Origin of the sequence: Actinoplanes rectilineatus, assembly GCF_000962825.1 — a bacterium.
GTDB lineage: Bacteria > Actinomycetota > Actinomycetes > Mycobacteriales > Micromonosporaceae > Actinoplanes > Actinoplanes rectilineatus.
Genome location: NZ_JZKF01000003.1, coordinates 235,459 through 246,138, shown reverse-complemented (window position 1 = coordinate 246,138; position 10,680 = coordinate 235,459). Strand labels below are relative to the sequence as shown.

The following is a 10,680-nucleotide window of genomic DNA, read 5'->3' as shown; positions in this document are numbered from 1 at the left end:
GGCACCGGTCGAGTCCAGCTCGCCGAACGTCCCCGGACCCGAGGCGGCCAACAACCGGCACAACTGCTGGTAGCCCGCCACCGGCGCATCGCCGCGACGAAGATGCCAGGCATTGACCTCCAGGATGCACGCCCACACGTCACCGGCCGACCGCAACAACCCGAAGCACCGCTGCCGCTGAGCCCGCGTCACCCGCAGACCGATCCGGGCAGTGCGATGCACCACCGGCCCGACACCCACCCGAAGCCTAGGCATGAGACCAGTATCCACGAGACCCTAGGCGCGAAGCAATAGTGAGCCCGTGGTGACATCCAACAATCCGGTGCCCGACCGACCCGGTGAACATTCGTGGTCAACGCACTAGCGAACTATGCTCGACGGGTGTCCGCCACCTCGCTTGCCGCCATGCTCCGTGAGCGTGGGCTGAGGCTCACGCCGCAGCGCCAGCTGATCCTCGAGGCTGTGCACGAACTCGGCCATGCCACGCCGGAGTCCGTGCACAACGCCGTCCGCGAGCGAGCCGCCGGCGTCAACATCACCACTGTCTACCGCACGCTGGAGCTTCTCGAGGAGCTCGGCCTGGTGAACCACACGCATCTGTCGCACGGCTCGCCGACCTATCACGCGGCCGGTGAGGATCAGCATGTCCATCTCGTCTGCCGCTCCTGCGGTTCGATCTCCGAGATGGATCCCGCGGTGATGCGGCCGGTCACCGACCAGTTGCTGCGTGAGCGGGATTTCCGGGTGGACGTGGGGCACGTCTCGTTGTTCGGGGTGTGCGGCGATTGCAAGGAGGCCGAGTGAGCGTCGTGATGGTCGAGGACCTCGACCCGTCCGCTGCCGACGCGGGCGTGCCGGCGCACTTCGGTGACCCGATGCGTGAGCAGCGTCTGCTGGAGACCGCGGTCGGCCTGGTCGACCGGTCCAACCGGGATGTGCTGGCGGTGCCGGGCGAGGAGCGTGCGAGCTGGCTGCACACGCTGACCACGCAGCATCTGACCGGCCTGTCCGTGGGGCAGGGCAGTGAGCTGCTGGTCCTCTCCCCGAACGGGCATGTCGAGCAGCACGCGTTCGTCACCGAGGACGGCACGACCGCGTGGCTCGACACCGAGCCGGGTGCGGGCGCGGGCCTGCTGAAATACCTGGAGATGATGCGGTTCTTCACGAAGGTGGAGCCGCGGGACGCTACCGCCGAGATGGCGGTGCTGTCGCTGGTCGGTCCCGGGGCCGCGGATCTCTTCCCGGATCTGGGCGAACCCCGGGTGGGTGCGGTGCCGGGTGCGAAATTCGCCGCCGGCGCGGTGCCTGCCGGGGCGACGAGCCTCTACGGGGTACGTGACTTCGAAGGTGGCCTGGCCCGCCGCGTTCCGTACGGCGTCGACCTGCTGATCCCCCGTGCCGCCCGGACGGCCGTCATCGAACGGCTGGGCGTGGCGCGGGCCGGGCTCTGGGCGTTCGAGGCGGTCCGGGCCGCCCGCCGCACGCCGCGGCTGGGTTGGGAGACCGACCACCGGACGCTGCCCGCCGAGGCCGGTTTCATCGCCACCGGTGTGCACCTCGACAAGGGTTGCTACCGGGGGCAGGAGACCGTTGCCCGGGTGCACCACCTGGGCCGTCCGCCGCGTCGCCTGGTCCTGCTGCACCTGGACGGGGTGGCCACCGATCACCCGCCGGCGCGGGGCACCGCGGTCGAGCTGGACGGCCGGGCGGTCGGTTTCGTCGGCACCGCGGTCCGGCACCACGAACTCGGCATGATCGCCCTGGCCGTCGTGAAGCGCAACGTCGCCGACGACGCCCGCCTGACCGTGGGGGAGTCGGCCGCGGCCATCGACCCGGAGTGATCACGGTCCCGCATGGCAGGATGCAGGGCATGACCGGGACCTTGATCACCGTCGCTCCTACCGGCGCGGAGAGCCGTAAGGCCGACGTGCCGGCGTTGCCGGTGACGCTCGACGAGCTGGTGTCGACCGCCAAGGAGTGCGAGGCGCTCGGCGCGTCGGTCGTCCACGTGCACATCCGGGATGCCGCGGCCCGGCCGACCCTGGATCGGGGCCGGCTGCGCGAGACCGTGGTGGCGCTGCGGGAGTCCACCGGCCTGATCGTGCAGCTGTCGTCGGGTGGCGCGGTGACCGACCCGGAGGCCGATCGGCTGGCCGTGCTGGACGCCGCCCCGGAGATGGCCTCCTGCACGATGGGCACCGTCAATTTCGGGGACGACGTGTTCCTGAACCGGTGGGAGTTCATCGTCGACCTGCACACCCGGATGCAGGAGTGCGGCATCGTCCCCGAGTACGAGATCTTCGACCTGGGCCAGCTCACCACGCTGCGCCGTCTTCTCGACAAGCATGGCCTGCCCGCCGGCGGTCACGTGCACGCCGACCTGGTGATGGGCGTGCCGGGCGGGATGCCGGGCACCGCCGCCGCCCTGGTCGCCTGCGAGCAGGTGATCCGGGATCTGCCGGCCGGTTCCACGTTCTCGGCGACCGGCATCGGCCGGAGCACGCTGCCGGTGATGCTGGCGTCGCTGGCGTGCGGCGGGCATCTGCGGGTCGGCATGGAGGACACCCTGACGTATGCGAAGGGCCGCCCGGTCGAGTCGAACATGCAGCTGGTGGCCCGTGCCGTCGGTTTCGCCCAGTTGGCCCAGCGTCCCCCTCTGACCCCCGCTCAAGCTCGTGACCTGCTCGGAGTTCCACACCGATGATCGTTGCTGAAGTCGTTCGTTCCGGGTTCGTGGAGAGCGTCCACCACGGTGTCGTCGCGGTGGTCGGTGGTGACAGCCTCGGTGACGTGACCGCCCCGGTCTTCCCGCGGTCGTCGAACAAGCCGTTGCAGGCGGTCGGGATGCTCGGGTGCGGTCTGGTGCCGCGTGAGGAGGCCGACCTGGCCCTGTTCAGCGCGAGCCACGACGCCGAGCCGTTCCACGTGGACCGGGTGCGTGCCGTCCTGGCGTCGGTCGGTCTCGGCCCGGAGGCGCTGCTCTGCCCGGCCGAGTTGCCGATGGGGGAAGCGTCCCGGAATGCCTGGCTGCGGGCGGGCGGTGGTCCCGAGCCGATCCTGATGAACTGTTCCGGCAAGCACGCCGGCATGCTCGCGACCTGCGTGGCCAACGGTTGGCCGCTGGACTCGTACCTCGCAAATGATCATCCGTTGCAGAAGGCTCTCGCCGACGCGGTGAGCCGGCTCGCGGGTGAGCCGATCGCCGCCGAGGGGGTGGACGGTTGTGGTGCTCCGGTGCTGGCCGTCTCGCCGCTGGGTCTGGCCCGGGCTTTCCTGCGGCTGGTCGAGGCCGAGCCGGGTACGCCCGAGCGCCGGGTCGCCGATGCCATGCGGGCGCATCCGGAGCTGGTGGCCGGTACCGGCACCGAGGACACCGTGTTGATGTCCGCGGTGCCGGGCCTGTTGTCGAAGAAGGGCGCGGACGGTGTGGCGGTGGCCGCGGTGCCCGGGGTGGGTGCGGTGGCGGTGAAGATCTCCGACGGTTCGGCGCGGGCCCGGATGCCGGTGCTGCTGTCGGAGTTGCGGCGGCTCGGTGTGGCGGTGCCGCCGGTGCTGGCCGAGGTGGTGCTCGGCGGTGGGCGTCCGGTGGGTGAGGTTCGTCCGATTCGGTAACGGTGGGTGACTCGTTTCACGCTAGCAATTGCAAGCATTGTGCTTGCAAGAGCTAGCACTCGGGGCTACCGTCGAGCCATGGCCACGCCCAAGGATCTGCCCGAGGACATCGGATCGTTCATCCGTGACCTGCGGCAGACCGCGAAGATCTCGCTGCGGCAGCTCGCCGACAAGGCCGGGGTGAGCAACCCCTACCTCAGCCAGATCGAGCGTGGCCTGCGTAAACCGAGCGCCGAGGTGTTGGCGCAGATCGCCGGCGCCTTGCGAGTGTCGACGCCCGCGATGTATTTGCGGGCGGGATTGCTCGATGGCGAGGGCCAGCAGGGCGTGCTGGCTGCCATCGCGGTCGACCCGGAGCTCACGATCGCGCAGAAGCAGTCTCTGACGCAGATCTACGAGACGTTCCGTAACGAGAACGCCCGCGCTGAACCGCCCCGGACCACTCCGACCGAGGAGACCTCATGACCGAGCAGACCAAGACCCGCATCCCCGCCCCCCTCTACGCCGCCGCCGGCGCCGGTGACCTCGCCTTCGAGCAGCTCAAGAAGCTGCCCGCCGTGGTCACCGAGCTGAGCGACAAGGCCGCCGCGTCGCTGCGCACCTACAACGAGCAGGCCAACACCCGGGCCGCCGAGCTGCGCGACAAGGCGAACGGCACCGACTTCACCGCCATCCGGGACAACGCGGCCACCGCGGCCACCTCGTTCGCCCAGGTCGCGCAGGAGAAGGCGGTTGCCGCCTACACCGCTCTGGTGGCCCGCGGCGAGCGCGTCGTCGGTTCCGGTGTGGTGGAGACCGCCGACGTGGTCAACGCCGACATCGAGGCCACCGAGGCGTCGAAGGCCGTCGAGGCGCCGGTGCCCACCGAGCCGAAGGCCGTCGAGGCCGCGCCGAAGCCGCGCAAGCGCGTCAAGCCGGCTGTCGCCAAGACCGACGAGAAGTCCGCGGAGTAAGAACGCGACCGAGTCGGCACCACGACATGATCTGCGGGCCCCGGCTTTGCCGGGGCCTGCCGCATAGACTCGGGACATGGCCACTTCCACGCCGATCTTCTTCGCCGACGTCCGGTACTACATCGACGTGACGGTCTTCCTCGTCGCGGTCATCGTCCAGGCGATCGCCCTGATCCACTGCCTCACCCAGCGTGGGCCGGGATTCCAGGCGCTCGGCACCCTGCCGAAGGGCGCGTGGGCGGCGATCATCGCCGTCTGTCTGGTGATCACCGTGCTGACCAGCGGTCGCATCCTGATGATCAGCATGATCGGCATCGCCGCGGCGCTGATCTACCTGCTCGACGTCCGTCCCGGTCTCAAGGACCTGTCGGACGGCAAGGGCCTCTGGTGACGGCGTTCCGCGCCTCCGCGCGCCGGTGAGGGGCCGTTTCGGTCCACCTCCGCCGGACGGCGGTCCGCGTCTGCAGCGCATGGACCGGACCGGGCCGCGGACGGGCCGGCCCACCTTGCCGGTTCCGGCCACCGAGGTGGTCCTTCTCCCTTCCGGTGTACGCGTGGAGCAGCTCGTCACCGGCACGGGTGAACCGGTGACCGTGTTCGCGCACGGGCTGGCCGGGGACATCGCCGGCACCCGCCCGCTCGGCAGTGGTGTGGCCGGCCGCCGGGTGTTCTTCCACTTCCGCGGGCACGGCCGGTCCGATGTGCCGCCCGGCCCGTGGTCGTTCGGTGATCTGGCGGCCGAGTTGCGCGGTGTCGCCGACCGGTCCGGTGCGACCCGCGCGGTGGGCGTCAGCATGGGTGCGGCGGCGCTCTGCCGGGTGCTGGCCGAGACGCCGGACCGTTTCGAGCGGGTGGTGTTCTACCTGCCCGCCGTGGTGGACGGCCATCGTCCGGAGTCCTCGGTGGAACGCCTGGCCAGGCTGCTCGCCTCGGTCGAGTCCGGGGAGGCCGCGATGATCGCCGACGCGGTGGAGCAGGAGCTGCCGCCGTCGGTGCGCAACACCCCGGCCGGGTGGAGTTTTCTGCGGCAGCGGGTCGAGCAGTTGCAGCGGGACGGCCTGGCGCCGGAGCTGGAGTCGCTCTGGCCGGAGCCGGCGGTGCCCGACGAGCGGCTGCTCCGCGCCTTCCGCGGCCGGGCTCTGGTGATCGGCTGCCGGGGCGACGACGTGCACCCGTTGGCCTGGGCCGAACGGCTGGCCGGACTGCTGCCGAACGCCGGGCTCGAGGTGTTCGACCGGCCGTCCGTTCTCTGGAACAACCGTCGTGAGCTGCGGGATCGGATCTCCACCTTCCTGAACGGGTGACCCGTAACTTTTCCGGCGTCGATCCGGTGTTCCTGACGTGCGCGTGTCCCCTAAATCCGTCTTTTTCGCATTGGTAGTTCTCGGGCTGCCGTTCGCGGTCGTGACCGGGTGGGCTCTCGGCGCTCCGTCCCCGCAGCCCCTCGCCTCCTCCGACGATGCCGACGCCCTGTCCGGCACCTTCTCCGGTGGCGACGCCCCGGCCCCCGGCGGCGGCGTCCTCGGCACGGCGCCGACCCCGGTCACCCGGACCACACCGGTCTCCGGCAACCGGCCGGACCGGCAGCCGCCGACCGTCACCACCGCACCGGCGGCGACCTCCGCCGGCCCCACACCCACGCCGACCGTGAGCACGGTGGTGGTGACCGTGACACCCTCGCCGTCGGAGCCGGCCGTCACCACGACCACCACCAGGCCACCACTGATCGTGCTGCCACCGGTGCCGACTCCCACCCAGCCCGCCACCGCGGAACCGGACCCCGGGTCGTCGGGTGCCGGCGGCGACCCGGATCCGACGACCCGGCTCCGCGGAAAGTAGCCGGCGGGCAATAAGCTCCCGGAACGTGAATGCAGATCAGAGTCGTCCGGTCACCGCCCTCCGCCAGTTCGTGGTGGGTGTCGGACTGCTGGGCCGTGGACTCGGCATCGTCCTGAGCAACCCGCGGCTGCTGCTGCTCGGCCTGCTCCCGGCCCTGCTCTCCGGGCTCGTCTACATGATCGCCCTGATCGTGTTCCTCCGTTTCCTGCCCGACCTGTCGGGACAGGTCACCTGGTTCGCCGGCGACTGGGCCGGCTGGCTGCGCGGCACCGTCGAAGTGATCGCCGGCGCCGGGCTGCTTGGCCTCGCGGTGCTGTTCGGCATCCTCACCTTCACCGCGGTCACCCTGGTGATCGGCGACCCGTTCTACGAGAAGATCTCCGAACTGGTCGAGGAACGGTTCGGCGGCGTACCGGACGCGGTCGAGGCCGGGTTCTGGCGGTCGACGCGGCGCAGTGTGGCCGACGCGCTCCGGCTGATCGGCATCTCCATCCTGGTCGGCATCCCGCTCTTCCTCCTCGGCTTCCTCCCGGTGGCCGGGCAGACCGTGATCCCGGTGCTCGGCGGCGCGATCGGCGGCTGGCTGCTCGCCCTGGAACTGACCGGTGTGCCGTTCCAGCGCCGCGGTCAGCGCCTGCGGCACCGGCGCGTGGTGCTCGCCCAGGACAAGCCGCTGACCCTGGGCTTCGGCGGTGCGGTCTTCGCGGCGTTCCTGATCCCGCTCGGCGCTGTCCTCCTGATGCCGGCCGCGATCGCCGGAGCCACGCTGCTGGCCCGCAAATCCCTCGGCAAGTCGATCTGACCTGATCGGATCGGGCAGCAGGGATCGGGCGGGACGGGGTCGCGAGCGACGAGAGTCGAGGTCGAAGGGAGGTCCCATGATCACGGCACTCAACCACCTCGTCGACATCGTCGAGGAGAACCTCACGGGCGGCTCCGGCGTCACGGGCTTCGACGTCACGGACGTGGCCCGGACGCTCGGCACCACCGAGTACCACCTCCGGCGGATGTTCTCGTCGCTGGCCGGAATGCCCCTGTCCGAGTACGTCCGTCGCCGCCGGATGTCGGTCGCCGCCGCCGACGTGGTGCGGGGCGAGCAGGACCTGCTGAGCATCGCGGTCCGGCACGGGTACGGCTCGACCGAGGCGTTCGGCCGGGCGTTCCGGGCGGTCCACGGCGTGTCACCCGGCGAGGTACGCCGTGACGGCGGGCCCCTTCGCACACAACCGCAGCTCAGGTTCCGCCTGAGCGTCGAAGGGAGCGAACGTATGGACACCCGCATCGTCGACCACCCCGCGTTCCGGCTGACGGGGCACGCCGCCCGGGTTCCGCTGATCCACCAGGGCGTCAACCCGCACATCCAGCAGCACCTGGCGAGCCTGCCGCCGCAGGAACACGTCCGTCTGAAGGGTCTCGCCGAGACCGAACCGGCGGGCCTGCTCGCGGTCAGCGCCGACCTCGACCCGGACCGCGCCGAGGGCAGCGAACTGACCTACCTGCACGGGGTCGCGGTACTCGCGACCACGACGCCTCCGGAGGACCTGGACGTCATCGAGGTTCCGGCGGGCCGGTGGGCGGTCTTCCGGGTCGCCGGGCCGTACCCGCAGGAACTCCAGAAGGCCTGGGCAGCGACGGCGACCGAATGGTTCCCGTCCAACCCGTGGCGTCTGCGGCCGGGTCCGGAGATCGTCGCCGTGCTCGAACGGGCGGACGACTTCAGCACCGCGACCTGCGAGTTGTGGCTTCCGATCGAACCGTCATGACGGTGGGTGGGGCCGGGCCGGCGGCGGGTCAGGCGGAGGCTCGGATGATCAGTTCGGTGGGCAGCACGATCGACGGCGGGACGTCCGGGTCCTCGGCGATCAGGCGCAACATCTGCCGGGCCATCGTCCGGCCGGCCTCGCCGATCGGCTGGCGGACCGTGGTGAGCTGCGGATCCGTGTAGCGGCTGATCTCGAAGTCGTCGAAGCCGATGATGGCCACGTCGCCCGGCACCTGGCGTCCGGCCGCGCGCAGGGTCTGCAACGCGCCGTGGGCCATCAGGTCGGAGGCGGCGAACACCGCGTCCAATTCGGGATCGCGGTCCAGCAGGTCGCGCATCGCGGCCACCCCGGACTCCCGGGTGAAGTCGCCGGCCGCCACCAGTTCCGGCAGTCCGGCCGCGCGCAGGGTCTGCCGGTATCCGATCAGGCGTTCGATGCCGGCCACCATGTCCTGCGGGCCGGCGATGGTCGCGATCCGGCGGCGGCCGCCGGCGACCAGGTGGCGGACCGCGGCGGCCACCCCGCCGGCGTGGTCCACGTCCACGTAGGGCACCGGCGGGTCCTCGTGCATCGGCCGTCCGCTGCAGACCACCGGGATGCCCTTGCGGGCCAGCGCTGCGGGCAGCGGGTCGGCGCCGTGGATCGAGGCGAACATGACGCCGTCCACGTGGCCGGCGACGGCGTACCGCTCGACGCGATGGTGACCGGCGGGTGAGCCGGTCATCATCAGTACGAGCTGCTTGTCGGCCGCCTCCAGTTCGGCGCCGACGCCCCGGATGATCGCCGGGAAGAACAGGTCGTCGGAGAACACCCGGTTCGCGGTCTCCGGCAGGATCAGCGCGATCGAGTCGGTCTGCCGGGTGACCAGGCTCCGGGCCGCCTGGTTGGGGACGTACCCGAGTTCTTCGACGGCCTGGTTGACCACGTCCCGGATGGACGCGGCCACCGTCGTCGAGCCGTTGACGACGCGGGAGACTGTCGCGCGGGACACCCCGGCACGACGGGCCACCGCTTCCAGCGTCGGCCGTCCCCGCGTCGTCACAAGCCGCTCCTGTCGTCTTTACTCCAGGCCGTTGCGCCCGATGACCTCGCGGTACCACTTGGCGCTGTCCTTGAGCACCCGGCGCTGCGTCGTGTAGTCGACGTGCACCATACCGAAGCGCTTCGCGTAACCCTCGGCCCATTCGAAGTTGTCCAGCAGCGACCAGGCGAAGTATCCCCGCAGGTCCACGCCGGCGGCCAGCGCGTCGTGGCAGGCGCGCAGGTGGGCGTCGACGTATTCGATGCGGCGCAGGTCGTGCACCTCGCCGTCGGCCGCCGGGACCTCCGGGTACGCCGCACCGTTCTCGGTGATCATCAGCGCGGTGCCCGGGTAGTCCCGGTGGATGCGGGTGAGCAGCCGGGTCAGCGAGGCCGGTTCGATCTGCCAGTTCATGTCGGTGACCGGGCCGACCGGCGGGCGGAACGCGATGCCCTCGCTGCCGGGGTAGTCCAGGGCGCCGGGGTGTCCGGGCTTCGCCGACACGTACGACGGGGTGTAGAAGTTGATGCCCAGCACGTCGATCGGCGCGTTGATGATCGCGGTGTCGCCGTCGCGGATGAAGGACAGGTCGCGGAAGCGGGAGATGTGCTCCAGCACGTCCGCGGGGTATTCGCCACGCAGCAGCGGGTCGAGGAAGATCCGGTTGGCCAGGCCGTCGATCAGACGGGCCGCGTCCCGGTCGGGAGCGCTCTCCGGGTCGAGCGGCGAGACCTCGCAGGGGTTCAGCGTGATGCTGATGTTGGTGGCGCCGGCCGAGCGCAGGGCCCGGGCGGCCAGGCCGTGGGCCAGGTTGAGGTGGTGCACGGCGGTGAGCGCCTTGACCGGGTCCTGCACGCCGGGGGCGTGGATGCCGGAGCCGTACCCGAGGTAGGCGGCGCACCACGGCTCGTTCAGCGTGGTCCAGGTGCCCACCCGGTCGCCGAGCCGGGCGTGGACGATCCGGGCGTACTCGGCGAACGCCTCGGCGGTCTCCCGGTTGGCCCAGCCGCCGCGGTCCTCGAGCGTCTGCGGGAGGTCCCAGTGGTACAGCGTGACGACCGGGTCGATGCCCTTGCCGAGCAGTTCGTCGGTGAGCCGGTCGTAGAAGTCCAGCCCACGGGTGTTGACCGGGCCGGTGCCGTCCGGCTGGATGCGGGGCCAGGCGATCGAGAAGCGGTACGACGCCAGGCCCAGATCGGCCATCAGGGCGACGTCGTCGACGTACCGGTGGTAGTGGTCGCAGGCGACGTCACCGGTGTGCCCGGCGTGCACCTTGCCGGGGGTGCGGCTGAACGTGTCCCAGATGGACGGGCCGCGGCCGTCCTCCCGCGCCGCACCCTCGATCTGGTACGACGCCGTGGCGGCACCCCAGACGAAGCCCGCGGGGAAGGTGATCCCTGCCGGTGCGGGCTGGGCCGACGTGGACGTGACGGTTGCCGTCATGGGCTTCACCGCTTCCTGCTCATGATCCCGATAACTTAACCGGTTCATC

The 10,680-nt window shown here is 70.9% G+C and carries 13 protein-coding genes and 1 pseudogene; 11 read left to right on the top strand and 3 right to left on the bottom strand.

What is annotated here, in order from left to right:
* Positions 1–255, bottom strand: a 255-nt coding sequence (locus WH85_RS03675) for a hypothetical protein (protein WP_157410717.1), incomplete at its 3' end; no start/stop codon positions are given.
* Positions 256–381: 126 nt separating this feature from the next.
* Here WH85_RS03675 and WH85_RS03670 point away from each other — a divergent pair.
* From WH85_RS03670 to WH85_RS03620, 11 genes and pseudogenes are all read left to right on the top strand, one after another.
* Complete coding sequence (locus tag WH85_RS03670) at positions 382–804, top strand: Fur family transcriptional regulator (RefSeq protein WP_045740195.1); 423 nt, start codon at positions 382–384, stop codon at positions 802–804.
* An 8-nt stretch (positions 805–812) separates the two neighbouring features.
* Entirely contained in the window at positions 813–1,841 is a 1,029-nt protein-coding gene (gene ygfZ, locus WH85_RS03665) for a CAF17-like 4Fe-4S cluster assembly/insertion protein YgfZ (RefSeq protein ID WP_045740239.1), read from the top strand.
* A 29-nt stretch (positions 1,842–1,870) separates the two neighbouring features.
* Entirely contained in the window at positions 1,871–2,704 is an 834-nt protein-coding gene (locus WH85_RS03660) for a beta-keto acid cleavage family enzyme (RefSeq protein WP_045740238.1), read from the top strand.
* Positions 2,701–3,612: an asparaginase gene (locus tag WH85_RS03655; protein ID WP_045740194.1), complete on the top strand. Its 912-nt coding sequence runs from the start codon at positions 2,701–2,703 to the stop codon at positions 3,610–3,612. Before WH85_RS03660 ends, WH85_RS03655 begins: the two co-directional genes overlap by 4 nt.
* Positions 3,613–3,690: 78 nt before the next feature.
* Positions 3,691–4,035, top strand: a pseudogene (locus tag WH85_RS03650) (helix-turn-helix domain-containing protein); the annotation flags it as partial.
* A gap of 38 nt (positions 4,036–4,073) precedes the next feature.
* Positions 4,074–4,565, top strand: a complete 492-nt coding sequence (locus WH85_RS03645) for a hypothetical protein (RefSeq protein WP_045740192.1) — start codon at positions 4,074–4,076, stop codon at positions 4,563–4,565.
* A 76-nt stretch (positions 4,566–4,641) separates the two neighbouring features.
* Positions 4,642–4,956, top strand: coding sequence for a DUF2516 family protein (locus WH85_RS03640; protein WP_045740191.1), 315 nt, complete (start codon positions 4,642–4,644; stop codon positions 4,954–4,956).
* 25 nt (positions 4,957–4,981) lie between these two features.
* Positions 4,982–5,869 carry an alpha/beta fold hydrolase gene (locus WH85_RS03635; protein ID WP_045740190.1) on the top strand — a complete coding sequence of 296 codons (888 nt, stop codon included), beginning with the start codon at positions 4,982–4,984 and terminating at the stop codon, positions 5,867–5,869.
* A gap of 100 nt (positions 5,870–5,969) precedes the next feature.
* The gene (locus WH85_RS46615) at positions 5,970–6,404 is read left to right on the top strand and encodes a hypothetical protein (protein ID WP_157410716.1); all 435 of its coding nucleotides are present in this window, start codon (positions 5,970–5,972) and stop codon (positions 6,402–6,404) included.
* Between the two features lie 25 nt (positions 6,405–6,429).
* Positions 6,430–7,206 carry an EI24 domain-containing protein gene (locus tag WH85_RS03625; protein WP_045740189.1) on the top strand — a complete coding sequence of 259 codons (777 nt, stop codon included), beginning with the start codon at positions 6,430–6,432 and terminating at the stop codon, positions 7,204–7,206.
* A gap of 76 nt (positions 7,207–7,282) precedes the next feature.
* Positions 7,283–8,167 carry an AraC family transcriptional regulator gene (locus WH85_RS03620; RefSeq protein ID WP_045740188.1) on the top strand — a complete coding sequence of 295 codons (885 nt, stop codon included), beginning with the start codon at positions 7,283–7,285 and terminating at the stop codon, positions 8,165–8,167.
* Between the two features lie 28 nt (positions 8,168–8,195).
* Here WH85_RS03620 and WH85_RS03615 read toward each other — a convergent pair whose 3' ends face one another.
* Both WH85_RS03615 and WH85_RS03610 read right to left on the bottom strand, forming a co-directional pair.
* Positions 8,196–9,209, bottom strand: coding sequence for a LacI family DNA-binding transcriptional regulator (locus WH85_RS03615; protein WP_045740187.1), 1,014 nt, complete (start codon positions 9,207–9,209; stop codon positions 8,196–8,198).
* An 18-nt stretch (positions 9,210–9,227) separates the two neighbouring features.
* Positions 9,228–10,631, bottom strand: coding sequence for a GH1 family beta-glucosidase (locus WH85_RS03610; RefSeq protein ID WP_045740186.1), 1,404 nt, complete (start codon positions 10,629–10,631; stop codon positions 9,228–9,230).
* Positions 10,632–10,680 lie beyond the last annotated feature (49 nt).

Coding starts and splice junctions, on each gene's coding strand:
- WH85_RS03655 (WP_045740194.1), top strand. CDS start 2,701: ATGATCGTTGCTGAAGTCGTTCGTTCCGGGTTCGTGGAGAGCGTCCAC.
- WH85_RS03610 (WP_045740186.1), bottom strand. CDS start 10,631: ATGACGGCAACCGTCACGTCCACGTCGGCCCAGCCCGCACCGGCAGGG.
- WH85_RS03645 (WP_045740192.1), top strand. CDS start 4,074: ATGACCGAGCAGACCAAGACCCGCATCCCCGCCCCCCTCTACGCCGCC.
- ygfZ (WP_045740239.1), top strand. CDS start 813: ATGGTCGAGGACCTCGACCCGTCCGCTGCCGACGCGGGCGTGCCGGCG.
- WH85_RS03640 (WP_045740191.1), top strand. CDS start 4,642: ATGGCCACTTCCACGCCGATCTTCTTCGCCGACGTCCGGTACTACATC.
- WH85_RS03660 (WP_045740238.1), top strand. CDS start 1,871: ATGACCGGGACCTTGATCACCGTCGCTCCTACCGGCGCGGAGAGCCGT.
- WH85_RS03620 (WP_045740188.1), top strand. CDS start 7,283: ATGATCACGGCACTCAACCACCTCGTCGACATCGTCGAGGAGAACCTC.